General features: G+C 73.7%; 23 protein-coding genes. 14 read left to right on the top strand and 9 right to left on the bottom strand.

The genetic code is table 11. The features are described 5' to 3' along the window. The first annotated feature begins 76 nt into the window (after nucleotides 1-76). Both QBL21_RS26250 and QBL21_RS26245 read left to right on the top strand, forming a co-directional pair. Nucleotides 77-622 (top strand): ATP-binding protein, encoded by a 546-nt coding sequence (locus QBL21_RS26250; RefSeq protein ID WP_407564692.1) that lies wholly within the window; start codon nucleotides 77-79, stop codon nucleotides 620-622. 88 nt (nucleotides 623-710) lie between these two features. Beyond that, nucleotides 711-1,277 (top strand): hypothetical protein, encoded by a 567-nt coding sequence (locus tag QBL21_RS26245; RefSeq protein WP_407564691.1) that lies wholly within the window; start codon nucleotides 711-713, stop codon nucleotides 1,275-1,277. 64 nt (nucleotides 1,278-1,341) lie between these two features. Here the strand turns inward: QBL21_RS26245 and QBL21_RS26240 are convergent, their stop codons facing one another. Genes QBL21_RS26240 through QBL21_RS26230 form a run of 3 tightly spaced genes read right to left on the bottom strand, consistent with a single transcriptional unit; the run spans nucleotide 1,342 to nucleotide 5,436 of the window. After that, complete coding sequence (locus tag QBL21_RS26240) at nucleotides 1,342-2,373, bottom strand: LacI family DNA-binding transcriptional regulator (protein WP_407564690.1); 1,032 nt, start codon at nucleotides 2,371-2,373, stop codon at nucleotides 1,342-1,344. Nucleotides 2,374-2,422: 49 nt separating this feature from the next. Beyond that, nucleotides 2,423-4,294, bottom strand: coding sequence for a discoidin domain-containing protein (locus QBL21_RS26235; protein WP_407564689.1), 1,872 nt, complete (start codon nucleotides 4,292-4,294; stop codon nucleotides 2,423-2,425). Between the two features lie 29 nt (nucleotides 4,295-4,323). Continuing rightward, the gene (locus tag QBL21_RS26230; RefSeq protein WP_407564688.1) at nucleotides 4,324-5,436 is read right to left on the bottom strand and encodes a DUF1996 domain-containing protein; all 1,113 of its coding nucleotides are present in this window, start codon (nucleotides 5,434-5,436) and stop codon (nucleotides 4,324-4,326) included. Between the two features lie 328 nt (nucleotides 5,437-5,764). Here QBL21_RS26230 and QBL21_RS26225 point away from each other — a divergent pair, with 328 nt between their 5' ends. The 3 genes from QBL21_RS26225 (at nucleotide 5,765) to QBL21_RS26215 (ending at nucleotide 8,452) form a co-directional block, all read left to right on the top strand. Continuing rightward, nucleotides 5,765-6,373 (top strand): class I SAM-dependent methyltransferase, encoded by a 609-nt coding sequence (locus QBL21_RS26225; protein ID WP_407564687.1) that lies wholly within the window; start codon nucleotides 5,765-5,767, stop codon nucleotides 6,371-6,373. Between the two features lie 110 nt (nucleotides 6,374-6,483). Then, on the top strand, nucleotides 6,484-7,467 hold the full coding sequence (locus QBL21_RS26220) for a hypothetical protein (RefSeq protein WP_407564686.1): 984 nt from the start codon (nucleotides 6,484-6,486) through the stop codon (nucleotides 7,465-7,467). A 103-nt stretch (nucleotides 7,468-7,570) separates the two neighbouring features. Continuing rightward, on the top strand, nucleotides 7,571-8,452 hold the full coding sequence (locus QBL21_RS26215) for a DUF4232 domain-containing protein (RefSeq protein WP_407564685.1): 882 nt from the start codon (nucleotides 7,571-7,573) through the stop codon (nucleotides 8,450-8,452). Nucleotides 8,453-8,554: 102 nt separating this feature from the next. Here the strand turns inward: QBL21_RS26215 and QBL21_RS26210 are convergent, their stop codons facing one another. The 3 genes from QBL21_RS26210 to QBL21_RS26200 all read right to left on the bottom strand — a co-directional run bounded on the left by QBL21_RS26210 (nucleotide 8,555) and on the right by QBL21_RS26200 (nucleotide 11,405). Then, on the bottom strand, nucleotides 8,555-9,061 hold the full coding sequence (locus QBL21_RS26210) for a dihydrofolate reductase (protein ID WP_407564684.1): 507 nt from the start codon (nucleotides 9,059-9,061) through the stop codon (nucleotides 8,555-8,557). Continuing rightward, on the bottom strand, nucleotides 9,058-9,855 hold the full coding sequence (locus tag QBL21_RS26205; protein WP_407564683.1) for a thymidylate synthase: 798 nt from the start codon (nucleotides 9,853-9,855) through the stop codon (nucleotides 9,058-9,060). Before QBL21_RS26205 ends, QBL21_RS26210 begins: the two co-directional genes overlap by 4 nt. Before the next feature lie 113 nt (nucleotides 9,856-9,968). After that, a complete protein-coding gene (locus QBL21_RS26200) occupies nucleotides 9,969-11,405 on the bottom strand; it encodes an MFS transporter (protein ID WP_407564682.1) in 1,437 nt (478 codons plus the stop codon). 94 nt (nucleotides 11,406-11,499) lie between these two features. Between QBL21_RS26200 and QBL21_RS26195 the strand changes: the two genes are divergently transcribed. The 3 genes from QBL21_RS26195 to QBL21_RS26185 all read left to right on the top strand — a co-directional run bounded on the left by QBL21_RS26195 (nucleotide 11,500) and on the right by QBL21_RS26185 (nucleotide 15,143). Then, nucleotides 11,500-12,048: a MarR family winged helix-turn-helix transcriptional regulator gene (locus QBL21_RS26195; RefSeq protein WP_407564681.1), complete on the top strand. Its 549-nt coding sequence runs from the start codon at nucleotides 11,500-11,502 to the stop codon at nucleotides 12,046-12,048. A 382-nt stretch (nucleotides 12,049-12,430) separates the two neighbouring features. Further along, on the top strand, nucleotides 12,431-14,047 hold the full coding sequence (locus tag QBL21_RS26190) for a carbohydrate binding domain-containing protein (protein WP_407564680.1): 1,617 nt from the start codon (nucleotides 12,431-12,433) through the stop codon (nucleotides 14,045-14,047). A gap of 433 nt (nucleotides 14,048-14,480) precedes the next feature. Beyond that, a complete protein-coding gene (locus QBL21_RS26185) occupies nucleotides 14,481-15,143 on the top strand; it encodes a TetR/AcrR family transcriptional regulator (protein WP_407564679.1) in 663 nt (220 codons plus the stop codon). A gap of 316 nt (nucleotides 15,144-15,459) precedes the next feature. Here the strand turns inward: QBL21_RS26185 and QBL21_RS26180 are convergent, their stop codons facing one another. Further along, on the bottom strand, nucleotides 15,460-16,476 hold the full coding sequence (locus QBL21_RS26180; RefSeq protein ID WP_407564678.1) for a lytic polysaccharide monooxygenase: 1,017 nt from the start codon (nucleotides 16,474-16,476) through the stop codon (nucleotides 15,460-15,462). 304 nt (nucleotides 16,477-16,780) lie between these two features. Here QBL21_RS26180 and QBL21_RS26175 point away from each other — a divergent pair, with 304 nt between their 5' ends. Both QBL21_RS26175 and QBL21_RS26170 read left to right on the top strand, forming a co-directional pair. After that, nucleotides 16,781-17,473, top strand: coding sequence for a haloacid dehalogenase type II (locus QBL21_RS26175; protein ID WP_407564677.1), 693 nt, complete (start codon nucleotides 16,781-16,783; stop codon nucleotides 17,471-17,473). A 495-nt stretch (nucleotides 17,474-17,968) separates the two neighbouring features. Continuing rightward, nucleotides 17,969-19,876 carry a hypothetical protein gene (locus QBL21_RS26170; protein ID WP_407564676.1) on the top strand — a complete coding sequence of 636 codons (1,908 nt, stop codon included), beginning with the start codon at nucleotides 17,969-17,971 and terminating at the stop codon, nucleotides 19,874-19,876. 124 nt (nucleotides 19,877-20,000) lie between these two features. Here QBL21_RS26170 and QBL21_RS26165 read toward each other — a convergent pair whose 3' ends face one another. After that, nucleotides 20,001-21,044, bottom strand: a complete 1,044-nt coding sequence (locus tag QBL21_RS26165) for a glycoside hydrolase family 6 protein (protein ID WP_407564675.1) — start codon at nucleotides 21,042-21,044, stop codon at nucleotides 20,001-20,003. Nucleotides 21,045-21,236: 192 nt separating this feature from the next. Between QBL21_RS26165 and QBL21_RS26160 the strand changes: the two genes are divergently transcribed. Next, nucleotides 21,237-21,611 carry a DUF6401 family natural product biosynthesis protein gene (locus QBL21_RS26160; protein WP_101424687.1) on the top strand — a complete coding sequence of 125 codons (375 nt, stop codon included), beginning with the start codon at nucleotides 21,237-21,239 and terminating at the stop codon, nucleotides 21,609-21,611. 166 nt (nucleotides 21,612-21,777) lie between these two features. On the opposite strand, the gene QBL21_RS26155 is transcribed toward QBL21_RS26160, so the two are convergent. Then, nucleotides 21,778-22,581: a mechanosensitive ion channel family protein gene (locus QBL21_RS26155; protein WP_407564674.1), complete on the bottom strand. Its 804-nt coding sequence runs from the start codon at nucleotides 22,579-22,581 to the stop codon at nucleotides 21,778-21,780. A 286-nt stretch (nucleotides 22,582-22,867) separates the two neighbouring features. Here QBL21_RS26155 and QBL21_RS26150 point away from each other — a divergent pair, with 286 nt between their 5' ends. Genes QBL21_RS26150 through QBL21_RS26140 form a run of 3 tightly spaced genes read left to right on the top strand, consistent with a single transcriptional unit; the run spans nucleotide 22,868 to nucleotide 25,355 of the window. Beyond that, nucleotides 22,868-23,905 carry a Dyp-type peroxidase gene (locus QBL21_RS26150; protein WP_407564673.1) on the top strand — a complete coding sequence of 346 codons (1,038 nt, stop codon included), beginning with the start codon at nucleotides 22,868-22,870 and terminating at the stop codon, nucleotides 23,903-23,905. Continuing rightward, on the top strand, nucleotides 23,902-24,699 hold the full coding sequence (locus QBL21_RS26145; protein ID WP_407564672.1) for a family 1 encapsulin nanocompartment shell protein: 798 nt from the start codon (nucleotides 23,902-23,904) through the stop codon (nucleotides 24,697-24,699). The genes QBL21_RS26150 and QBL21_RS26145 overlap by 4 nt, the downstream gene beginning before the upstream one ends. Next, nucleotides 24,696-25,355 carry a potassium channel family protein gene (locus tag QBL21_RS26140; protein ID WP_407564671.1) on the top strand — a complete coding sequence of 220 codons (660 nt, stop codon included), beginning with the start codon at nucleotides 24,696-24,698 and terminating at the stop codon, nucleotides 25,353-25,355. Before QBL21_RS26145 ends, QBL21_RS26140 begins: the two co-directional genes overlap by 4 nt. Nucleotides 25,356-25,464: the final 109 nt, after the last annotated feature.

Raw genomic sequence — 25,464 nt, 5'->3', positions numbered from 1 at the left:
TAAAGCCCTCAACTGCCCCCGCCGCAAGTGACGTTCCGCGCACCTCGGCCCGCGTCGCCGGAGAGTGGGTGCGGTCGTGATCCAGTACCGCAGCGCTGCCTCTCCCTCGGTCGTGTTCGACCACTTCACCGCCCGTGCGGCGGTCCGGTGGCGCGGGCGCGGACAGGACGTCAGCTTCTTTCTGCCGGGCGCACGCTCGACGCCCGGCACTGCCCGCGCGATCGCCCGGTACTGGATGGTGGAATGGCAGGTCCCGGCCGGGGTTCGGGCGGATGCCGAGCTGATCGTGTCGGAGCTCGCCGCCAACACGGTTCTGCACACCACCAGCCGCGTGATCGAGTTCCGACTGCACCTGCGGGACCGCTGGTTGATGATCAACGTGGTCGACCAGGGCCCGCGCCGACCGGTCCGGCTCATCGATCACGTAGCCGAGTCGGACGTCGGCAAGCCCCTCCTGGCCGACGAAGCCCCCGGCGCCGAGGAGATCGCCGACTCCGGCCGCGGTCTGCTCATCGTCGACAGACTCGCCGAGAAATGGGGGGCGAACCCGCTGCGCGGCGGCACCCTCGCCTGGGCCCGGCTGACCATCCCCGCGTCTCCCGCGGAACTCTGGGACCGGTGACCCTTGCCCGACGACCCGCCGGGGTATGTGCGTACTCGACGGCATCCCGTGGGGTGGGGCCATGAGGGGGAGTTCCGCGATCGAGGCTGTGACGGGGATCGTTGCGCAGTTAGCCGGTGGGGCGGCCACCGCCGCGGGGGCCGGGGCGGGGCAGGCCGTCTACGGGATGGTGGTGGAGCGGCTGTCGCGTACCGAGGAGGGGCGGGCCGCCGTGGCGGAGCTGGGCGCCGGGCCCGACGATCCGGAGGCGCGGCGGCGGTTTCGTACCGTACTGGCGGAAGCGGTCGAGGGCGACGAGGAGTTCGCCCGCGGCCTCGCCGCCGCGCTGGCCGCCCCGCCGCCTCCGGCCCACGCCCCGGTGACGGCCGCGACGGCCGCGACTGCCGGGATGCAGGGCAGCATCAGCATCGCCGGCTCCACGGTGAAGGGGCGCACCACCATCTCCCCGGGGCCCGTGACCATGCAGAACCCCCGCGTCGTACGGGTCTCGCTGGCCGGACTGGCGCTGGTGCTCGTCGCACTCCTCGGGCTCGGCACCTACTTCGAGGCGGAGGACCCGGCGGAGGAGTTCGTCGCCGCCGACTACCTGCGGATGCTCGGCGAACGGATGCGCCAGGTGGTGTCCGGGGAGGCCGTCGACGCCTCTGCGGGCTGAACCGCCGACGACCGGGCTGTGCGGTTCGGTGTCCTGCGCGGCGCCACGCAGCCGTGCGGCCCCGCTACGCGGACTCGCGTACCACCAGCTCCGGTTCGAAGATCACCGACTGCGGCGGTGCCTCCGGGGACTCCAGGGCCGCCAGCAGGAGGCGGACCATCTCGCCCGCCATCTCCTCCACGGGCTGGCGCACCGTCGTCAGTCTTGGGCGCGCCGCGGTCGCCGCGCTGCTGTCGTCGAAGCCGACGACGGCCACGTCCTCCGGGACCCGCCGGCCCTGCTCGCCCAGGACCTGCACCGCGGCCCGCGCCATCAGGTCGTTCGCCGCGAAGACGCCGTCCAGGTCGGGGTGTTCGCGCAGCAGCCGGGTCATCGCCTGCTCGCCGCTGGCCGCCGTGAAGTTGCCCTCCGCGCACGGCACGTACGCGTGGCCGCGGCGGGCCATCGCCTGGCCGAAGCCGTCGAGGCGTTCCTGCCCGGCCAGGACGTCCAGCGGGCCGCATATCGTCACCGGCCGGCGGCAGCCGCGGGCCAGCAGGTGTTCGGCGGCCAGCCGGGCGCCGTCGCGGTGGGCGAGGTCGACGTACCCGGCGGGGACGGGCCGGGCCGGGCGGGCGAACAGCACCGTGGCCACGCCCGCCTGGGTGAGCAGGCAGGGCAGCGGGTCCTCGCCGTGGGTGGAGACCAGCAGCGCGCCGTCCGCGATGCCCTGCCGCAGGTGGGCGACGACCTGTTCGCGCGCGTCCGCGGTCTCGGCGAGCATCAGCATCGGGTGCATGCCGCGCGGGCGCAGCGCGCCCATCACGCCGTCCACGACGCGGCCGAAGAAGGGGTCGGAGAAGACGTAGCGCCGGTACGCGGACTCGTCGTCGCCCTCGCCGGCGCCGGAGATCACCAGGCCCACCGCGCCGGTGCGCCGGGTGACGAGGGAGCGGGCCGCGCTGTTGGGCGCGTAGCCGGTGGTGCGGACGGCCGCGCGGACGGTCTCCTGGATCGCGGGGTCCACGTTCCGGGTGCCGTTGATCACGCGCGAGACCGTGGCCCGGGACACTCCGGCGACCCGGGCCACGTCCTCCAGCGTCGGCGGTCGGCCCATACGCGCCTTTATAGCACGCGCCGGAAACCGCTCTCCAACGGCTGATCGATCATCGGTACACGCCGAACTCGTAGAGCGAGTACCCGTATCCGGTGCCGCGCGCGGTGCCGTTCATCCGCACGTAGCGGCCGGTTCCCGAGACCTCCAGATCGTCGATCCCGCCGTTGCCCGCGGCGGTCTCGTACACCGTCTGCCAGTTCTGGCCGTCGTCGGAGACCTGGATCGTGTACGCCTTGGCGTAGGCGCCCTCCCACGCGAGCTGGACGTGGTCGAACGTCGTCCGCTCGCCGAGGTCCACGCGCAGCCACTGCGGGTCGGCCCACGAGCTGGCCCAGCGGGTGGTGTGGCTCCCGTCGGTGGCGTCGGCGGCCTCGCAGGGGCAGCCGCCGTAGGCGTCGGTCTGCTCGGTGGACGCCGTGGAGGGCTTGCCCTGGGCGACGTTGGTGCCGTCGACCGGCGGCGGGACGACCTTCAAGGACAGCGTCTCGATGCCGGCGTTGCCCTTGCCGTCCTTTACGCGCAGGTACACCTTCCACACGCCGAGCTTGTCGGGCGCCGTGACCGCGAACGTCCCGTTGCCCGTCTGCCGGAACTGCGCCGGCCGCAGCGCCTTGTCCTGGTCGATGTAGTTGCTGTTGACCAGCACCTCGTACGTCAGCGCGTCACCGTCGGGGTCCGTGACGCCCGCCGAGAGCGTGAACTCCCGGCCCGCCGGCACGGATCCCGCGTTCTGCACGGCCAGGTCGGAGATGACCGGCGGGGTGTTGTCGCCGCTCGTGTCGCCGCCGTACGCCTCCTTGACCGCGTAGTACGACAGCCGCCGCTGGTTGCCCGGGGTGAGGTTGAACCACACGCCGCCGAAGTCGTTCTCGATGCCGTAGTGGAAGAGGGTGGCGCCGAGCGAGACACCCTCGTGGCCGGTGATGCAGTCCCATGCGCTGCCGTAGCCCTCGGCCTTGGCGACGTCGGACGGCTCCTCGGGCACGCCGTTGGCGTCGTCCTCCACCTCCCACTCGCCGGCCGGGCCGCCCTCGGTGACGATGTACGGCTTGTCGTAGCCGCCGGCCTCCCACGCGGCGCGCACGTCGCAGACGGCGGCGTACGAGTTGACCGCGTACAGGTCGAGGTCGGGGGCGTTGCGCTTGTAGTACGGCCAGGCGCCCACCCACGCGTCCGTGGAGGTCACCGGGTGGTTCGGGTCGACCTGGTGGATGCGCTTGGCGACGTCGTTGACGAAGCTGGTGTACGCGTTGCGCTGGCGCTCCAGCTCCTCGCCCGCGTAGCAGTTCTGGAGCCCGAGGACCGACTCGTTGCCGACGTTCCACATGAGCACCCCGGGGTGGTCGCGGTACTCCTCGACCCAGCGGGGGAACTCGGCCAGCATGTCGTTCTTGTACGCGGTGTCCGTGACGTAGTTGACGCAGCCGCCGCTGCCCGGGCCGCCGCCGGGCTGGAGCCAGAAGCCGGCGATGACCTTGACGCCGTGGGCCGCGGCGGCGTCGAGCAGCGGCCGGCTGCTGGCGTCGGTGCCCCAGGTACGTACGGTGTTGACGCCCATGGACGCGACGTCCGGCATGTAGTCGGCGGCCTGGGCGACCGGCGGGCCCCAGGTCAGGCCCTTGACCGTGTACGGCTGGCCGTCGACCGTGAGCTGCCAGTCGCCCTGCGAGCCGGTCACGTCGACGACGCTCGCCGCGGCAGCGGTGTCGGCTGCGGCGCCGGCTCCGGCCGCGGGCTCCGGGGCCGGCTGCGCGGACGCCGGGAGGGCGACCGTCAGACCGGCCAGCAGGGCGCCGGCGGTGAGGACGGCCGGCAGGCCCCGGGAACGGGACCTGCCGGCGCCCCGGGGCCGGCCGGCGCCCCGGGACTCGGCGCCCCGGGGTCTTTCCGCGCCGGGAGATACGGGGGGTTGAGGGTGCATGGGAAGGGGTCTCCTCCAGCGGTGGGGGGTCAGGGAAGCTCGTAGTCCTCGTTGAGGGCCGCGCCGGCTTCGGGGTGGGTCTCGTCGTAGCCGCGCGCGTTGCACTGGAGCGCGCCGACGACGCAGTGGTCGACGAGGGCCCTGAGGGTCGCGTCGTCCCAGACGTTGATGAAGTCGTAGTGGAAGGAGTAGCCGCGGCCGCTGGAGAGCGCGACCTGCGACATGTCCCCGTTCACGGGGAACGCCATCTTGAACTCGATCATCGGCAGCGCCACCGGGTGGCTCTGCGGGCAGACGTTGTTGTTGGTGCCGGCCTTGACCACGGGGTACGACATGTGGCTCTTGTGGTCAGGCGTGTCCAGGTAGCGGCCGTCCCAGCAACTGGGCGCCTGCATCCGGATGTTGAGCTGGGTGTCCTGGCTGCCGGGGCAGGTGGCGGGGATGTCGACGTTGAAGTAGCTCTCGCCGCACTCCCAGCCCTCCACGAAGCCCGGGTGGTTGCGGAACTCCTCGGCGCTCTGGAGCGGGCTGCCGACGACGAAGCGCAGGCCCTTGGGGAACGGGCGGACGCTGGTGTAGTCGGTCACGCCGGCCTTGTAGTAGATGACCTGCTCGCCCACGGGCAGCACGGGCTGGCCGCCCTTGAGGACCGTGGGCATCCAGTAGCCGGACTTGTCGCCGGGCGCCTTGCACTCGGTGCCGCCGGCGTCGAGCGAGGCGGTGGTGCTGTTTGCGTCGGTGGTGTCGTTGCCCATGAACGTGTGGTCGTGGGACTTGCCGGGCTGGCCGGGGTAGACGATCGGGTCGTCGGGCTTGGTGTGGGTGACCGAGCAGTTGGCCTGGAACTCGTGGAAGTAGCGGTGGGGCGGCTCCTTGTCGGACGGCTGGACGCCGGTGACGGGCGGGACGGCGGGGATGTAGCCGTCGCCGTCGGGGTCGTCGCCGTAGGCGACGGGGCGGGCCTGGGTGTGGCCGGCGTGCTTGGCGTGGTCCGCCTTGTCCGAGGACTTGTCCGCGGACGCGGCGGCGGTGGTGCGGGCGCTGGCCGTCTCGCCGGTGACGGCGATGGCACCGAGTGCGGTGACGCACAGGGCCAGGGCCAGAGCCGGCAGGAGTACGGCGTAGAGCCGCGATCTCCTCATCGGGGCCTCCTGGGGTGGGGGAGGGAGAGCGGGAGAGCGCTCTCCCGTTGCGCTGGATGGTTACGCTCCGGAGAACGGCCCGTCAAGAGAACGCGTCAGGACCCGTGCCCCGATAAGCGGGAACGCGCCAAATGTCCGGGCCCGTAGGGCAGTTACCCGCCCCGGCGAAGGCGCGAGCCGACACGGCCCGTATACCGCTCTCCGAGACCGCCGCGCCCGCCGCGTCTGCCGTGCCCGCCCGCACTCCGCGCCCGGCCGCCCGCCGCGTCCGCCCGCACTCCGCATCCGCCCTCCGCGCCCGTACGCCTCAGGTCCGTACCATGCACCGATGCAGGACACCGACCCCGCGCCGTACTGGAACACCAACGTCGCCCGCCACCCGGGCATCCTGCGCGCCGTCCCCGACGGCTGCCGCGACGCACTCGACGTCGGCTGCGGCGACGGCCTCCTCGCGCGCAAGCTCGCCGCGCGGGCACGGCGCGTCACCGGCGTCGACAGCTCCCCGGCGATGATCGCCCGCGCCCGCGAACTGTCCGCCGACCACCCCGGGACCGGCTTCGTCGAGGGCGACTTCCTCACCGCCGACCTGCCCGCCGCGGGCTACGACTTCATCTGCTCGGTCTCCGCCGTGCACCACATGGACTTCACCGCCGCCGTCGCCCGCATGCGCGACCTGCTGCGCGCCGGCGGCGTCCTGCTGATCGTCGGCCTGGCCCGCGAGGCGAGCTTCGGGGACTGGGCCGTCACGGCCGCCGCCGCGCCCGTCGTACGCACCGCGAAGCTGGTGCGCCGCGCCACGTTCCCGGCCGGCATGCCCTGCGTCTCCCCGCACATGAGCTACGGCGCCGTCCGCGCCGAGGCGCGCCGGCTGCTCCCCGGCGTCCGCTACCGCCGCCACGTCCTGCGCCGCTACTCCCTCACCTGGCGCGCCCCCTGACCCGCCCCGCCTGACCCGCCCCGCCTCGCCCGCCCCCCGCGCCCGAGTTCACCTGCCCGTCACGTGGCGCGGGCTACGCCCCCGGCGGACGCGCTCCTAGGCTGACCAGCATGCCGACCCACCGCACCAGCACGCCCCTGCCCCTCTTCGACCCCGCCGAGGCGGAGGTCGTGATGCTCCCCGAGGCCCCCGAACCCGGCTACTGGACCGGCTGCCCCGGGGTGCTGTACGAACCGGAGCAGGGCCGCTGGCTGATGACGTACCGCCGCCGGCGCCCCCGCGGCCACCCCGGCGGCGAGCGCGGCTGGCGCTGCGCGGTCGCCGTCAGCGACGACGGGGTGGACTTCACCGACGTGTGGGCGGTGGAGAGCCGCCGGTTGGGGACCGACTCGATGGAGCGCTTCAGCCTGCTGCCCGTCCCCGGCGGCTACCAGCTCTACCTCAGCTACGTCGACCCCGCCGACTCCCGCTGGCGCATCGACGTCGTCGACGCCGCCGCCCCCGACGCCTTCGACCTCGCCTCGGCCCGCCCCGCGCTCACCGCCGCCGGCACCGGCACCGAGGGGGTCAAGGACCCGTACACCCTGCGGCACGGCCCGCTCACCTACCTCTTCGCCAGCTACGCGCGCGCCGGGCTCTCCGCCGACGCCGCCGCCCGCGCGCACGCCACCGCCGACATCTACAACACCGGCGTCACCACCCACCCCACAGGCCTGGCCGTCTCCCTCGACGGCGGCGCGACGTTCGCCTGGCAGGGCGAGGCCATGCCCACCGGCAGCGGCTGGGACTCCTACCAGACCCGGCTCAACTGCGCCGTCCCGCTCGGCCCCGGCGCCGGCTGGCTCGGCTTCTACGACGGCATCGCCTCCCACGAGGAGAACTACGAGGAGCGCTGCGGCCTCGCGCTCTCGTACGACCTGCGCACCTGGCACCGGCTCAGCACCGAGGGGCCGTGGGCGACGGTCCCGTACGGCACGGGCTCGCTGCGCTACGTGGACGCGGTCGTGGCCGGGGACACGTGGCACATCTACTTCGAGGCCGCCCGCCCCGACGGCGCGCACGAACTGCGCCTGGCGCGCGTCCCCGTACGCTGAGCGGCCACCGGAGGCTCGAACCCGGGGCAACTGTGACCGTGCTGTGGCCGACGGAGTGACACCCGTCACAGCCGCGGGGCATCCGCCCTGGTCGACTGGGCGCATGCACCCAACCACCCGCGTGTCCCGCCTCCGCCACGCCGGCCCCCTCGCCCTCGCCGCCGTGCTCCTGCTCGCCGCCTGCGGCACCGAGTCGGCGGACGGGACCGCGGACGCCGGGGCCCCCACCGCGCCGGGCAACCCGACGCCGGTCGAGGTCGACGGCGTGACGATCACCCGGGTCCAGACGAAGGCGGCCACCGCGGAGCCGGTGCGGGTGGAGTTCGAGATCGCCAACCGGGGGCGGGAGGCGATGACGTACACCGTCACCTTCGAGGTCCGTGCGGCCTCCGGCGAGGTGCTGTCGCACCCGGAGAAGGTCGTGGAGTCGGTGCCGGCCGGCCGCACGGTGCCGCACCAGGCCGACGTCACCGACCCGATGACGGCAGACCGCGCGGCGCAGGTGCAGATCGGCGAGGTGCGCAGCGTCCCGGCGGACGAGGCGCCGTCGACCGGCGGGCCGTGCCCGCCGGCGGGGGTGCGGCTGTACGCCGACGAGGGCGACGCGGCGATGGGGCTGCGGGTCATCGGGCTGCACCTGGAGAACTGCGGCACCGAGGTCCACCACCTGGAGGGCTACCCGCGACTGCAACTCCTCGACGAGGAACACGGGGAGATCACCGGCGTACGCATCCGCCGCGGCGGCGCCGCCATCGCCTCCGGCACCGGCGCGGACGCCCCGCCGCGCCCGCTGGCACTGGCGCCGGGGGAGCGGGCATCGACGCGACTGGTGTGGCGCAACACCGTCGAAGCCGGCGAGCCGGTCGACGTCCCGTACGTACGCGTGTGGGCGAAGCCCGACGCGGCCCCGGTGACGGTCACCCCGGAACTCGACCTCGGCACGACCGGCGAACTCGGCGTCGGCGCCTGGCAAAAGCCCGGATAACCCACCAACCCCGCACTCCCACCCAAGGGTAGGCGCCTCCTGTGACATCGAGCGGGGCCAGGGGCCCGGGGCACCTCGCGCCACGGCCCCCGGCCCGGGCCGTCACCTCGTGAAGCTGCGGATCCGGTAGCGCAGTCCGGAGCGGGAGACCTGCCAGCCGCCGTCCTCGGTGAGCCGCCACTCCGGTCCCGGCACCGGCGCGTACGTGTCGCCCGCCACCGCCGTGTCGACCTCCGTCACCGACAGCGTCGTGGCGTGCGGCAGCGCGGCGCGGTAGACCTCCCCGCCGCCGATCACCCACACCGTGGCCGACCCGTCCGGACCGCCCGCCTCGCCCGCGGCCAGCTCCAGCGCCTCGCCGACCGACCCGGCGCGTACGGCGCCCTCCGCCGCCCACCGCGGGTCGCGCGTCACCACCACGTTGCGCCTGCCGGGCAGCGGGCGGAACCGCGGCGGCAGCGAATCCCATGTCCTGCGCCCCATCACCACCGGATGGCCGAGAGTGGTCGCCTTGAAGTGCGCCATGTCCTCAGGCAGCCGCCACGGGATGCCGTTGTCCGCACCGATCACGCCGTCGCGCGCCTGCGCCCAGATCAGCCCGGTGTTCACACCGCGACCGGGGCCTTGATGGCCGGGTGGTGCCGGTAGTCGAGGACTTCCACGTCCGCGTAGGCGTAGTCGAAGAGCGAGTCGGCGCGGCGCAGCCGCAGCTTCGGGAACGCGTACGGGCTGCGCGAAAGCTGCTCCGTCACCTGCTCGACGTGGTTGTCGTAGATGTGGCAGTCGCCGCCGGTCCAGATGAAGTCACCGGGTTCGAGGCCGACCTGCTGGGCGACCATGTGCGTGAGCAGCGCGTAGCTGGCGATGTTGAACGGTACGCCGAGGAAGAGGTCCGCGCTGCGCTGGTAGAGCTGGCAGGAGAGCCTGCCGTCGGCGACGTAGAACTGGAAGAAGGCGTGGCACGGCGGCAGCGCCATGTTGGACAGTTCGGCGACGTTCCAGGCGGAGACGATCATCCGGCGGGAGTCGGGGTTACGCCGCAGGGTGTCGAGTACGTCGCTGATCTGGTCGACGTGCGCGCCGTCCGGGGTGGGCCAGGAGCGCCACTGGACGCCGTAGACGGGGCCCAGCTCGCCGTCCGCGTCGGCCCACTCGTCCCAGATGGTGACGCCGTGCTCCTGGAGCCAGCCGACGTTGGAGTCGCCGCGCAGGAACCACAGCAGCTCGTACACGATCGACTTCAGGTGCACCTTCTTGGTGGTGATCAGGGGGAACCCCTGCGCGAGGTCGTAGCGCAGTTGGTGCCCGAAGACACTCCGGGTGCCGGTGCCCGTCCGGTCGGCCTTGGCCGTCCCGGAGGTGAGCACGGTTCGCAACAGGTCTTCGTACTGGGTGTCCGCCACAGCGGTCGAGTGTACTGCCGCCCACCAGGCAGACCGCGAAACGGAACCACCGCCACCGCCTGTCGGCGGGCCGGCCCCGGGTGCCGTACGGGACGGCGCCCGGGGCCGTACGGCTACTTACCGTGGTGCCGCACGCCGTGCACCCCGGCGATGACCGCCGCCAGGGCCGACGAGATGCCGGCGATCACGAAGCACAGGACGTACGCGTCCACGGTCGGCACCTCGGTGCCGCCGATGACCTGCGCCGCCAGCACCGCCGCCGTCGCGGCGCTGGCGATGCTGCCGCCGGCGGTACGCACCAGGGAGTTGATGCCGCTGGCGATGCCGCTCTGGTCCATCGGCACGTGCTGGACGGCGAGCGTGCCGAGGGCCGCGTAGGCGATGCCGATGCCGAGGCCCTGGATGCCGCTGAAGATCATGATGTCCAGCGCGGAGTCGTGCATGAGCGCCAGCCAGAAGTACGCGACGCCCGCGACGACCGCGCCGAGGGCCAGCGTCCAGGCGGCGCCGACCCGGGCCTCGATGCGGCCGGAGAGCGCGGAGAAGACCAGCATGGTGATCGTGCTGGGCAGCATGTACAGGCCGACGTCCAGCACCGAGCCGCTGAGCCCGTAGCCCACCTCGCTCTCGGGGGTCTGGATGAAGTTCGCGATGAGGGTGAAGGCGGCGAACATCGAGAAGCCGAGGAGCAGCGAGGCCAGGTTGGCCGAGAGCGACTTGGGGCCGACCAGGATCTGGAGCCGCACCAGCGGTTCGCGCACCTTCAGCTCGACGGCCACCCACACCGCGCACAGCACGACCGCGGCGGTGAACAGGCCGAGGATGCGGGCGTCGGTCCAGCCCCAGGCGTTGCCCTGGCTGACGCCGATCAGCAGGCTGACCAGCCAGCCGCCGAGCAGGGCGGCGCCGAGCAGGTCGGGCCGGCCGCCGGCGCGGCGGCCGGAGTCGCGGGTGCAGAACACCACGAACAGCAGCCCGACGACGGCCATGCCGGCGGCGATCCAGAAGACCGGGTGGTGGGAGTCGGTGTGGTCGGCGATGAGGCCGGTGACCAGCATGCCCACCGCCCCGCCGACGCCGAGGGTGGCGCTGACGACGCCGATGGCGGTGGTGACCCGCTCGCGCGGGTAGGAGTCGCGGATCATCCCGATGGCCAGCGGGATGACGGCCGCGGCGGTGCCCTGGAGCGCGCGGCCGACGATGAGCACGGCGAGCGAGTCGGATATCGCGCAGATGACGGAGCCGACGACGAGCAGCGCCATCGTCACCGAGATCATCTTCTTCTTGCCGTACATGTCGCCGAAGCGGGACAGCAGCGGTGTGGCGACCGCCCCGGCGAGCAGCGTCGCGGTGAAGACCCACGAGACGGCGGCGACCGAGATGTCGAAAGCCTGCATGAGCTGGGGGAGCAGCGGCAGCACCAGCGTCTGCTGAAGCGATACGACGAGGCCGGCGCTGCCCAGCGCCAGGAGCGTCAGGCCGGGACCGGCGGGGTGGCCGGGCCGGTCGGCGCTGCTTTCCTCGGCCACCGTGGTGGCGGTGTCTGTCATCGGGGTGGACTCCTGCGGCGGGAAGTGGATTACTTGACTTACGCAAGCAGGCGGTACTTAGTTGAGTCAAGCAAATTAATGTAAAGTGATGCCCATGCCTGTCCGGCCGCCAGCAGCCCTCCACGTCTCCCCGGACGTGGCCGAGATCGAGCGCGCCCTCAGCCGCATCGCGTATCTGAGCAGCCGGGTGCGGCAGCACGACCGGCTGATGGCGCTGGCCGGGGTGCCGCTGGACCGGGCGGCGGTGGCGCTGCTGCGGCAGATCGACGACTCCGAGCCGCTGCGGCTCGGCGAGCTGGCGGGGCGGCTGGGGGTGGAGGCGTCGCATGTGACGCGGCAGGTGCAGCAGTTGCAGAAGGCGGGCTACGTGACCCGTGTCCCGGACCCGGACGACGGCCGGGCGCAGCGCATCCAGCTCACCGGGGCCGGGCGGGAGGCGATCTCGCGCATCCGCGAGGTGTCGTGCCGGGGGATGCAGGTGGCCCTGGAGGAGTGGTCGCCGGAGGACCTGCGGCGGCTCGCGGAGCTGTTCCACCGGATGGTCGACGACTTCGTCGCGCACGCCGACGCCCGTGCGGCCGAGGCGGAGGGGGTCGAGGCCGAGGAGGCGGGCGGCGGCGAAGCGCCGGGCGGGGCCGACTAGTTCGACGTGCCCGAGCGGTCCGACGGTGCCCGTGGTCCGTCGGGTCCGGGCGGGCCGGTGGCTTCGACGGGTCCGAACGGGCCGGTGGCTTCGACGGGTCCGAACCGGGCCGTGGGTTCGGCGGGCCCGAATCCGCCCGCAGTTTCTCGCGGGTCGGCGGCTCCGGATGGCGGTGAACCTTCGGGGCGGGGGCTTGACGGCGTCCGAGGGCTCGGCTTCAATCCGTTAATAGGTCCAGACCAATATCACCACGCCCCCTCCCTGTTCGAGACGGCCCGACCCCCGGCCGCCCGTAGAACTGTCATGCCCACGTCATATACGTGCCCGTGTCAGTCCGCCCTCGTGTGACCCGGGCATCCACCCCACCGCACCGGGAGGACCCGTGCGTTTCGGAAACCGCTTAGTCGCCTACCTCAGTGCCGCGCTGCTCGCCGGCGCGGGCGCGGTGGCCCTGCCCACCACGGCACAGGCCGCCAACCTGCTGAACGACCCCGGCTTCGAATCCGGCGGCCTGGCGAACTGGAGCTGTAGCAACGGCGCCGGCTCCGTCGTGAGCAGCCCTGTGCACAGCGGCACCAGGGCGCTCGCCGGCGCCGCCAGCGCGAGCAGCAACGCCCGCTGCGCCCAGACCGTCGCCGTCCAGCCCAACACCACGTACACCCTGTCCGGCTGGGTGCGCGGCGCCTACGTCTACCTCGGCGTCACCGGCGGTAACGCCACCTGGACGGCATCGGCCCCCAACTACACCGAGCTGACCACGTCGTTCACCACCGGCGCCAACCAGACCAGCGCCGAGGTCTACGTCCACGGCTGGTACGGCCAGGGCACCTACCACGCCGACGACATCACCCTCGACGGCCCCGGCGGCCAGCCCGACACCGAGGCACCCGGCGCCCCGCGCAACCCCCGTGTCACCGGCACCACCGACACCTCCGTCTCGCTCGCCTGGGACGCCGCCACCGACAACGTCGGCGTCACCGGCTACGACGTCTACCGCGACGGCACCCTGGCGACCACGGTGACCGGCACCAGCGCCACCGTCACCGGCCTCACGCCGAGCACCGGGTACGCCTTCACCGTCCGCGCCAAGGACCGGGCCGGCAACAACTCGCCGCTCACCGCCGCGGTGCGCGCCACGACCGACGCGGACGGCGGCGGCGGCGCCGACTTCGTCCAGGCCGCGCCGTACCTCTACCTGGGCTGGGGCAACCCGCCGAGCCCGACCGAGGTGATGAGCGCGACCGGCGTCAAGTGGTACACGATGGCGTTCATCCTGGCCCAGAACGGCTGCAACCCGGCGTGGGACAGCCAGCGTCCGCTCAACGGCGGCGCCGACCAGACCGCCATCAACGCCATCCGCGCGGCCGGCGGCGACATCGTCCCGTCCATCGGCGGCTGGAGCGGCAACAAGCTCGGCCCCAACTGCTCCACGGCCGAGGCGCTGGCCGGCGCCTACCAGAAGGTGATCGACGCCTACGACCTGAAGGCGATCGACGTCGACATCGAGAACACCGACGAGTTCGAGAACGCGACGGTGCAGGACCGTATCCTGAACGCGCTGAAGATCGTCAAGCAGAACAACCCCGGGCTGCGGACCATCCTCACCTTCCCCACTCTCAACACCGGCCCCAACTCCTGGGGCAACCGCCTGATCGAGCGGGCCCACGCCCTCCAGGCGGACATCGACAACTTCACGATCATGCCGTTCAACTTCGGCGGTCACTCGGACATGTACGGGAACACCGTCCGGGCCACCGAGGGGCTGAAGAGCAAGCTCACCTCCGTCTTCGGCTGGAGCGACGCCGAGGCGTACGCCCACATCGGCATCTCGGGCATGAACAACAGCAGTGACGTGGGCGAGGTCACCACGCCGCAGATCTGGACCCAGATCCGCGACTGGAGCAACTCCCACAACATCGGCAGGCTGGCCTTCTGGTCGGTCAACCGCGACCGCCCGAACTGGGAGTTCACCCGCATCACCGCCGGCTTCACCGGCTGACCACCCGCCCGGCACCGGGCCCTGCGAGTACGCCGGCACCCCCGGATCCCGCTCCGGGGGTGCCGCCGCGTCCGCGGCGCCCGGGGCGCGGCGGCGCAGGGCGGGGGTGACCAGCAGGGCGAAGGCGGCGACGGCGGCGGCCGTGCGCAGGTTGCTGTACAGATCCCAGCGCCGGAGTAGAGCAGGGCGGCGGCGGTGAGGATGCGGATCGGCATGCGCTGACTCCGTGGCTCCGGGTGTGGTTCTGCGGCGGTCGGTGGCGTGAACGGTGAAGCGGGTCGCTATCCGCTCGCCGGCCCGCCTGTCGCCTGCCATGTCGCTCCCCCCGGTGGCGGGACGGGCCCGCGCGCAACGGCGAAGTAGCACCCGCAGGCGCTATCTCTTACACTCCGTAAGATATGGCGCCGAACTAACTTTGACAAGGTGTATGACTTTGCCGTCCAAGGAACCCAGGGAACCCGCGGAGTCCACGGGAGGCCGCCCCTCCCCGCGCCGCCGCCGCGCCGACGCCGAGCGCAGCCGGTCCGCCATCGTCGACGCCGCGGTCCGGCTGCTCGGCGAGCGGCCGGAGGCCAGCGTCGAGGCCATCGCCGCCGCCGCGGGCGTCACCCGCCAGACCGTCTACGCCCACTACCCCTCGCGCAACGAGGTGCTCACCGCCGTCTTCGACCGCGTCGCCGCGGAGACCGGCGCGGCGCTGGACGCCGCCCGCCTCGACGAACTCCCCGCCGCCACGGGGCTGCTGCGGCTCCTCGACGTGAGCTGGGAGATCGCCGACCGCTACCCCGGCCTCCGGCACGCCGAGCCGCCCCCCGCGGGCCGCCGGGAGGAGGCCGAGCAGTACCGGCCGATCACCGACCGGCTGGAGCGGATCGCCCGCCGCGGGCAGGAGTCGGGGGAGTTCGACCGCGACGCCGAGCCCCGCTGGCTGGCCGCCGCGACCGTCGCCCTCGGCCACGCGGCGGGCGCGGAGGTCGCCGCCGGCCGGATGACCCCGGCCGCGGCGGCGGAGGCGCTGCGGGTGGGGGTCCTGCGCCTGTACGGCGCGGAGGCGGGGTCTGAAGCGGACCGGCCGCGCCTGCTGCCCCACGACTGAGTGACCGCGTGACCGCCTGACCGGGCGGGCCTGCACGTGTGCGCGTGTCGTACGAGCCGTGCGCCGCCGACGGGCCGGGGTCCGCGCCCGGTTCGTACGCCATCGGCCGGGGTCGGTGCCGCTGCCCCACCCGGCCCCGGCTCAGGCCCAGGTCCCGGCCCAGGCCCGGGCCCGGGCCCGACCGGACCCCACTCCGGCCGGGCCCGGGAGCGCGACGCGAGAGCACAACCCGGGAGCGCGCCCCCGGGAGTAAGCCCCGGGAGCGCGACGCGGCGCCGCCGCCGAGCACCGCGACGGCGCCGCGCAACCGAGTTCGTCAGCCCTGCTGCCGACCCGGAGCGTTCCGCCGCTGGTTGTACAGCAGCGCCCCGCCCGCGAAGATCACCGCGCCCGCGCCCGCAAGCGCGGCCGGCAGGACCGGCGAGGAGTCGTCCGAGGCGGCGGCCAGGTTCGACTCGCCCTGGTTCAGCGTCTCCACCGCCTGCGCCTGCGTGCCGTGGTCGCCGTGGTCGCCGTGCGCGCCCTTGACCGGGTCGGCCTTGCTGTTCTTCTGGTCGGCGCCCAGCGCCTTGACCTCGTCCGCCGACATGGCACCCGGCGTCAGGCCGGTGACCTGGCCGTTGCCGCCGTCGAAGACGACGTCCGAGCAGGAGAAGAAGTTCTCCTGGCTGTCCGAGCGGATCCACTGGATGAACAGCACGTGCTGCCCGCTGCGCTGCGGCAGTTGCAGGTTCCAGTAGTAGTGCCCGCCGTCCGAGCCCGCGCCACCGGCCTGCGGCGGGTTGGTGACGGTCTGGAGGTGGGTCAGGTCACCCCAGGCCAGCGACTTGGACGGGCTCCAGCCGTTGTTGGTGATGTACACCTCGAACCGGCCCGGGTGGTGCGCCCAGTTGCTGTATTCGAGGTTGATGTTCGAGCCGGACGTGAGGTGCGTGAGCGGCCAGTCGGTGCGGGCCGAGTTGTACGGCGAGAAGTTGTACGGGCTCCGGTCGCCGGCGCTGCACAGCTTGCCGTCCGCCACGTAGCCCTGGCCGCGCCCGCCGGCGTTGGAGTCCAGCACGGCGAACCAGTTGTACAGCGGCGTCGTACCGGCGGACTGCACCGCCGCCTTGCACGCCGGGTTCTGCGGCATCTGCGTGGAGCTGTTCGCGATCAGGTCCTTGTAGCACAGGAACGTACGCGAGCCGGGCACCATCGCGACGCCGTGGGCCGACGCGGGCGTCGGCACCGCCAGTGCCGCGGTCGCGATGCCCGCGACCCCGGCGAGTGCGAGCGTGCGCCGGAGGCGGAGTGATCTTGCGGCGCGGACGAGTCGTTGGACAGCCATGGTCATGGTCTCCTTCGGGTTCTCCAGAGCGCTGACGCGAGAGCCCGCGACCTCGGTGCGCATGACGGGCCGCCGGGCCGTCCCGGAGCACAGGGCGCAGGGCCCGGGCCGGCGACCGACCTGGCAGGGGGTCTCACGTTCGTCGTGAACAGGTCAATGGGAGCGCTCCCATCGAAGGTAGCGCGGTATTTCGCCCCTGTAAACGGAGCGCGCACGCCGTTCGCGGGACTTCTCCTCCCCGCTACGGGCATGGGCCGGGCGGCGCCGTTGTTGTCGATCACGACAGTCCCGCCGTGAACAGGAGAAAGACATGTCCGAGATCCGCGACGCCGAGGTCGTCGTCTTCGACGTCCTCGGCACACTCGTCGACGAACCCGGCGGGCTGCGCACGGAGATCCGCGCCGCCGCCCCCGCGGCCGACGACACGGCGGCGGATGAACTCCTCGCGCTGTGGCAGGCGCACGTCGCGACCGAGCAGGCGCGGATGGCCCGCGGGGAGCGCCCGTACGCCGACAGCGAGACCGTCGACCGCGAAGCCGCCGAGCTGGTCGCCGAACGCGCCGGGGTCACCGGCCCGGCGGCCGTCGCCCGGCTGGCCACCGCCACCCGGCGGCTGCCCCCGTGGCCCGACTCCGCCGCCGGACTCGACCGCATCGCGCGGCACTTCCCCGTGGCCGGGCTCTCCAACGCCTCCGGCCCCGCGCTGCTGCACCTCGCCGCGCACGGCGGGCTGCGCTGGCACCAGGCCCTGTCCGGCGCGGCGGTACGGGCCTACAAGCCGGCGCCGGAGGTCTACCGGCTCGCCGCCGAAGCCGCCGACTGCCCGCCCGAGCGGGTGCTGTTGGTCGCCGCCCACGCCTGGGACCTGCGGGCGGCGCGGGAGAACGGCCTGCGGACGGCGTACGTTCCGCGGCCGGCCGGCGATCCGCCCGCGCAGACGGACGAGTTCGACTGGTACTTCGACGGACTGGACGGACTCGTGGCGGCGCTGACGGGGGAGTAAGCGGGCGCGCCCGTCCGCCGTGCGCGCACGGGGGCAGGCGCGGCCGGCGGATGCGCCGCGTCGCGTACGTCGAAACCCCCGCCGCCGGACGGTGCTTGCCCGCCCGCGCCGTAGCGTCCGCGGCGTGGCGCGTGCGGCGTGGCGCGTGCGGCGTGGATACCGCCGCGGCCGGATGCCCGGGCAGCGGATCCGCGCCGGCCGCTACGGCCCCGTGGCCGACGTGCTCGCGCGCCGCCCCGCCGTCGTCCCACCCGCCACACCCGGCGCATCCGCTCCGCGAGGGGCGCGCGGCGTCGCTTCCGCTCCCGTATCAGTCCGGCAAGGCCGGGATCGGCCTGGTCGGCGGGCCTGCGATGGGCCACGATCCTTCTGACGGCCGAAGTGCCGGCCGGGGGGCGGGCGTTCCGGGACCCCTCCCGGCTCCGGTGCCGAAGGATGGGGTCGGCCGCCGGTGGCTCGCCCGAGAAAGGGATCACGATGGAAGCGTTTCCTCCGATGCCCAGCGAGCCGCCGGCCGAACGCGGACGGCCTCCCACGGACCCGGGGGAGCCCACCGACTCCGGGCAGCCCGCCGACCCCGGGCAGCCCGCCGGCTCCGCGCAGCCCGCCGAAGCCGAACGGCAGCCCACCGAGCCCGCCCTGCCGTCGTACGGACCGGCCCTGCCGTCGTACGACCCCGCAGTGCCCTCGTACGACCTCGACCGGCCGTCCTACGACCCCGAGCGCCCGCTGTACGAACTCGCGCCCGTGCCCGTACGGGCCCGGGACCCGTACGCCGTCGGGCTCGCCAACGCCTCGCTGCTGGGCATCGGTTACGGGATGCTCCGCCGGCCCCGCCTCGCCTTCGGCGCCGCGGCCGTGTCGGTGGTGCTCGTCATCCTGCTGGCGACGGCCGGGCGCAACGGGTGGTTCCAGGCCGTCGTGCTGGCGTGGTGGATCGGCGTCACCGTGCACGGCTGGTACCTCGCCGGCGGCCGGCTGCCCCGCCGCGGCGCCGCCGCCCCGCCGGCCGCGGGCACGGCGCAGTCCGCGGAACCGGCGCAGGCGGCCCTCGCGGCGCAGTCCGCGGCGCCCCCGCCGCCCGCCGCCCCCGCCGCGCCCCCCGTCCTCCCCGCGAACGTGCGCCGGGACCGCCTCGTCGCCCTCCTCGTCGCCGCCCCCGTGATCCTGGCCTGCACCGCCCTGCGCCTCGACGCCTCCCGGATCGAGGGCAACGCCGCCGACGCCCACCGCGCCGGCGAGTGCACGCAGGCCGTATCCGACCTCGACGGCCTCTGGGCCGGCCACCGCCTCGCCGACGCCCCGCTGACCGCCCGCGCCGAGGACGCCGTCGAGGCGTGCGAGCTGCTGATCAAGGCCGAGCGCCAGGCGGACGAGGACCGGGTACGCGGCGCCCGTACGCTCAAGGCGTACGCGGACCACCCCGGCGCGCTCTGGGAGGGCGCCGACGGCCGCCGCGCCGACCTCCTCCTCGCCCAGGCGGAGGACGAGCTGGACGCCGGGCTGACCGGCGACACCGACGCGCTGAGTGCCGGTTTCGGCCATCTCTCCACCGTCCTCGACGAGTACGCGGGCGAGAACGGCGCCGAGGACCGCAGCGGCGACGTGAACGACGAACTCGACGCCTTCCTCGCCGCGCTGCCCACCGAAGACGCCTGCCAGACCAAGGAGGTCACCGACTGGCTCGGCGGCCAGAAGGCCGGCGACGGGCTGGCCCGCGCCGCCGACGTGGTCCCCGAGGTCGCGCCCGCCGCGATCGTCGACTGCGGCGACGCGCTGATGGCGGACGACACCTGGAAGGAAGCCCGCACGCAGTACGAGCAGCTTCTCGACGAGTACCCCGACCACGAGCTGGCCGGCGCCGCCGAGGACGGCGTCGAGCGCGCGGATCTGGCCATCGAGCTGGACCACGTACGCGGCCTGCTGGAGCCGGGGCCGTACGGCGGCAAGCCCGAGTACTGCGACAAGCCGGCCCCGTACCGCGGCGCCAAGGCGTACCGCGGCGACGGGCCGCACCGGGCGATGCTCATCGGCCAGAGCAAGCACCGCTCGAAGCTGCCGTCGTCCTGGCTGGCGAAGGACGCGAAGGACGCGGTCGTCGTCATCTGCGCAGGCAAGACCTCCTACGGCTCCACCGTCGCGAACTGCCCGTACGAGGACGACCTGTCCGTCGGCGGCTCCGCGAACGTGGCGTTCAAGAACCGGGAGATCCCCGTCCGGGTCTACGAGCTGCGCACCGGCAAGCTGGCGAAGAAGACCACCGTCGAGATCGGCGGCGCCAGTTGTCCGGCGGTGCTGGAGTACACGTACTACGGCGTCGACCCCGGGCCGCCGTCCGAGGTGTACGTGAAGTCCTCGGACTCCGACGTGCGCGCGGGCTACGAGTCGCTGATCTATCCGTGAGCACTCCTGCGGACCACCCCTGAGAGCCGGGTCCGGTCCGGGTCGGTGGCGGCCGACCCGGACCGGCCCGGCTGAGCGCCGCGCGCGTCAGCGCTTCGGGGGCACCTTCAGGGCGTACGAGCCGTCAGTTGGTCGCCAGCGCGTACGCCAGGTCCGGGACGAACTGCCCCGCCCCCGCCGCGCAGCCGTCCGCCTCACCGGGCGGCTTGACCCACAGCAGCGCGTCGACGGCGTCGTCCCCGGTCTCCAGCGTGGGGTTCGTGCCCAGCGCGCGCCCGGAGGGGTCGCACCACTCGCCGTTGGAGCCGTTGCCGTTGCGGCTGGTGTCCACGACCAGGTTCAGGTCCGGGTCGCCGATGGCGGCCAGGATCTGCTTGCCGTAGGCGAGTTCCTCCGCGGTGGTGCGGAAGTTGGAGACGTTGGTGAACACGCCGTCCGCCTCCGCGACCCCGGAGGCCGACAGCCGGGCGGCCTGGTCGGCGGGGGAGTGCCACCCGGAGTGGCCGCCGTCGAGGTAGACGTGGGCCTGCGGGTCGGCGGACTTCAGGGTGGTGACGGCCTGGCGCAGCGCCGCGTGCCGGGCGTCGCGGCCGGACTGGTCGAGGCAGTCCTCCAGGGCGAGCGCGTCGGTCTCCAGGATGATCACGACGGGGTGGTCGCCGAGGCCGGCGGCGATGAGCTGGATCCAGTTCTGGTACGAGGGCAGGTCGGGGGCGCCGCCGGAACTGGCGCCGCCGCAGTCACGGTTGGGGATGCCGTAGACCGCGAGCACGGGCAGGGCGTCGCCGGCGGCGGACATGTAGCCGGCGACCTGCTGCTGCACGGTGCCCGGGTTGTACTGGGAGAGCCAGCGGGCCTGCGGCTGGGAGGCGATGCGGTCGGCGATGACCGGCTGCCGCGAGTCGCCGGGGTTGGCCGCCGTCCACCGCCGGACCTGGGAGTCGGGGTCGATGTACAGCGGTCCGGGCAGTTGGGCGGCGTCGGCGGCGTCCGCGGTGTCGCCTGCGTCCACGGCCCCGGCCGCTTCGGAAACGCCGGCGGCCTGCCGGTCGCCGGAGGCGGTCTCCGCCGCCGGGGCCGCGGAGGCGAGGCCCGCGACGGCGAGGCCGACGCCGAGGAGGCCGGCGAGGGACGTGCGGTGCAATCGGCGCAGGATGCGTGCGCGCATGGTGGTCCGTCCTTGTCGCGTCTGCCGGAGGCCGGCGGCCTCCGGGTGGGAGGTATGCGTGGGAGCGCTCCCATGCGCTGCCGGAGCATAGTGACGGACCGCCGGGTTGGAAACACCGCCCGCGCCACGGCCCGAAAACGTGGGACGTACGTCACGGCCGGAGGCCCGCCGGTTCCGGGTTACAGTCGAGCGGTGAACGTGGGAGGACCCGAGGACGGAGCCGTCGGCTGCCCGCTGACCGCCGTCGCCGCCAGGTACCTGCCCCGGCTGTCGGAGTTCGCTTTCGAGCCGGGGCTCGTCGCGGCCGTCGACCAGCACGCGGCCGCCGTACGGGACGCGTTGGTGCCGCGGCAGCGCCGCCCCTGGCACGACCTCCTGCCGCAGCGGATCGAGCGCGTCTGCGCGCCGCAGCGGATGCGGCGCGAGGATCTGACGGACTACGTCGTCGGCTTCACCGACGTGCTCGCCGAGAGCGACTGGCGCGAGCCGGTCGGGTACGACTTCGCGGTGCTGCGGCTGACCGCGGTATGCTGGCTGATCCGCGAGTACGACCTGCTGTCCGGCTGAGCCCGGCGCGCCCCGCCGACGGTCCGCCCTGCCGCCGGCCCGTCCCGTACGCGCCGCAGGCCGGCGCCCGTTCCGTACGCTGCGGACCACCCCTGAACGGCCCCGCACGCGACGGCCCGCCGGCCGGAGCGGGTGACGCTCTCCGGCCGGCGGGCCCGCCCCGCGCCTACCGCATGTCGTCGCCTTCGTCGGCCCGCGGCGGCACCGTCCCCGAGTACTCCTGCCCCACAGGCCGCCCGGCCGCCGCGTCCGCGCGGCCCCGCTGGTACGCCGAGAGGCTGTCCCGCGCGTTGACCGACTCCCGCTCGGCCGCGGTCAGCCAGCGCTCCCAGCGCTCCCGCATCGGCATGATCAGGCCGCCGCCGACGCCCACGACGAGGATGCCGGCCGCCGCCGCGAGCACCGCGATCAGCAGCGGGCCGGTGATCGCCGTGGCGATCCGGGCCTGCCCGAGCGCGGCGATCGCGCCGAGCCCGACGATGAACGCCCAGGCGATCGTCGCCACGGTCCGGCCGTACGACGTGCTGCTCAGTGCGTTGCCGACGATGTCGCGCACCGCCGTCGCCACCGCCATGGCGACCATCACGATCACCACCGCGACCAGCGCCTTCGGCAGCCAGGCGACGAGCTGGTTGAGCAGCGTGCTGACGGGGTTCGGGCCGAAGACGCTCAGCGCGAGCTGGAGCACGACCAGCATCAGCGTGTAATAGATGATCTTGACGATGATCCCGGTCGCGTCGTACTTGGAGTTCTCCAGCGCGCGCCCGATCCCGCTGCGGTCCGCGAGCCTGCTGAAGCCGGCGCTGTGCAGGACCTTGCCCAGCGCCTTGGTTATCAGCTTGACCACGAACCAGCCGACGATCAGTACGAGACAGAAGGCGATCAGCTTCGGGATGAAGCTGACCAGCTTGGAGAACGCGTCGCTGAAGCCTCCGCCGAAGTCGATCGAGAGGGCGAGTTGCTGCGACATGGTGGGCCTCTCTGTGGGTGTAGGACCCGGGCCGCTGTGCCGTGGGCCTCGTCTTCCGTCGTAACACCCGCGCTGCCGCCCCACCCGCCCCCGCGGCGCGGCGTGCGCCGGTCGGGTGACATGTCGGGTGCCGGACCGGGTGTCAGACCGATGCCGGGCCGGGTCACGACCCGGCGGCATGCCGAACGGCCCCGGCGGCACGGGCGGGTGTACGCGGGCCGTCGCCGGATTGCGCCGTCGGTTACGTCCCGTATCGTCACGAATGCCCCTGTGACCAGGAGGGACCGTGCCCGAACCCCAGCCCGTGCTGGCCCCGCCCGCGACCGCGGCGGTGTTCCTCGTCGTCACCGTCGCGCCCGGCGGCGAGGAGGCCGTCCGCGACGTACTCGGAGACCTCCCCGCGCTCCAGCGCGCCGTGGGCTTCGGCGCCCCCGACGACGACCTGACGTGCGTCGCGAGCATCGGCGCCGCCGTCTGGGGCCGGCTCTTCCAGGGCCCGCGGCCGGCCGCGCTGCACCCCTTCCGCGAGCTGGCCGGCGAGCGCCACCGCGCCGTCGCCACCCCCGGCGACGTGCTCTTCCATCTCCGCTCCCGGCGCATGGACCTCTGCTTCGAAATGGCCAGGCGGCTCTGCGCGAGGCTCGGCGACGCCGTCGCGGTCGCCGACGAGGTGCACGGATTCAAGTACTACGACATGCGCGACCTGCTCGGCTTCGTCGACGGCACCGAGAACCCGGCCGGCCGGGCCGCCGGTGCGGCGGTGTTCACCGGCGCCGAGGACCCGCGGTTCGCCGGCGGCAGCTACGTGATGGTGCAGAAGTACGTGCACGACCTCGCCGCCTGGGAGGCGCTGAGCACCGAGGAGCAGGAGCGGGTCATCGGGCGCACCAAGCTCGGCAACACCGAACTGCCGGAGGGGGTGCAGCCGGAGGACTCGCACGTCGCCCTCAACACCGTCACGGGCCCGGACGGTGAGGAGCGCGAGGTCGTACGGGACAACATGCCGTTCGGCTCCGTCGGCGGCGGCGAGTTCGGCACGTACTTCATCGGCTACGCGCGCGAGCCCGGGGTGCTGGAGGACATGCTGGAGAACATGTTCCTCGGCCGCCCGCCCGCCGCGTACGACCGGATCCTGGACTTCTCCACCGCCGTGACCGGCTGCCTCTTCTTCGCCCCTTCGGCCGACTTCCTCGACGACCTCCCCGACCAGCCCGCCGCCCTCGGCGTGGCGGCCACCGTCGCCCCGGACCCCGTACCCGACCCACCGGCCGCCGGCGACGGCTCGCTGGGGATCGGCGGCCTCAAAGGAGCACCCGCACGATGAACAACCTGCACCGCGAACTCGCTCCGGTCACCGAAGCGGCCTGGACCGAGATCGAGGAAGAGGCCCGGCGCACCTTCCGCCGCCACGTCGCGGGCCGCCGCGTCGTGGACGTCACCGGGCCGGAGGGCCCGGGGCTGGCCGCCGTCGGCACCGGGCACCTGGAGGAGATCGCCCCGCCCGCGCCCGGCGCGACCGCGCGGCTGCGCGCGGCGCAGCGGCTGATCGAGCTGCGCGTGCCGTTCACCGTCGGCCGCGACGCCGTGGACGACGTGGAGCGCGGCGCCCGGGACTCCGACTGGCAGCCGGTCAAGGACGCCGCCCGCACCGCCGCCTTCGCCGAGGACCGGATGATCGCCGACGGGTACGCCGCCGGCGGCATCGACGGCCTGCGCACCCGCGCCTCCCTGCCCGAGCTGAGCCTGCCGGCCGAGGCCCGCGACTACCCCGACACCGTCAGCCAGGCGCTCTCCGCGCTGCGCCTGGCCGGCGTGGACGGCCCGTACTCGCTGCTCCTGGGGGCGGACGCGTACACGGCGGTGAGCGAGACCGCCGACCACGGCTACCCGATCGCGCAGCACATCTCCCGGCTGCTGGACGGCGAGCTGATCTGGGCACCGGCCATGAGCGGCGGCCTCGCGCTGTCCACCCGCGGCGGCGACTTCGAGCTGCGCCTCGGCGAGGACCTGGCCATCGGCTACACCGCGCACGACGCGAAGACCGTGCAGCTCTACCTGCACGAGACCCTGACGTTCCTGACGTACACGGACGAGGCGATCGTCGTCCTACGGGCGTGAGGATCCAGCGCGACGACGGCCCGGACGACGGCGGCGACCGCCCGGACCGCGGCACCGGTCGCCGCCGGGACCCGCTGCTCCCCTGGCTGCGCGAGGTTTTGCCCGTGGCGCTCATGGTCGTCGCCTACTTCCTGCTGCCCCTGCACCTGCTGGGCACGGACAGGCCCGAGCTGAGCTGGACGCTCTTCGCGCTGGCGCTCGGCGCGGTCACCGCCCTGCTGCTCCGCGAGATCCGGGCGGTGCTGATGGACGTGCCGAACGCCCGCCCCGGGGTCACCATCCCGCTGCTGATGATCGGCTCGATCCTCGTCTTCGCCGCCGCGTACAACGCCATCGCCCGGGAGTCGGCGGAGTTCCACGGGCTGCGGACCCGGGTCGACGCGCTGTACTTCACGGTCGCGACCGTGGCGACCGTCGGCTACGGGGACATCACCGCGCGTGGGCAGACGGCCCGGATCCTGGTGATGGGGCAGATCACGTACAGCTTCGTCTTCCTGACCGCCGCCGCGACCGCGCTGAGCCGCCGGCTGCGCCGCGCGCTCGGCGAGGGCAGTGGGAAGGGCCGGGGCCGGGGCGGGCGGCGGCACGGCGGTAGGGGCCGGGGCAGGCGGCGGGGCGGCGGCGGGCGGCCGGAGGGCGGTGCGGGGCCGGCCTGAGACCTCCGGGGCGTTCACCCGAACGGCCCACACGGGATCGTCCGCCCGCGGCCCCGGCGTGATGCTGAAGTTCCCGGCCACCCCCCGGCGGCCCTCGGTAAGGAGTGTG

It is taken from the genome of Streptomyces sp. 184, from assembly GCF_045781775.1.
Classification (GTDB): domain Bacteria; phylum Actinomycetota; class Actinomycetes; order Streptomycetales; family Streptomycetaceae; genus Streptomyces.
This window is presented reverse-complemented; position numbering and strand designations above follow the sequence as displayed.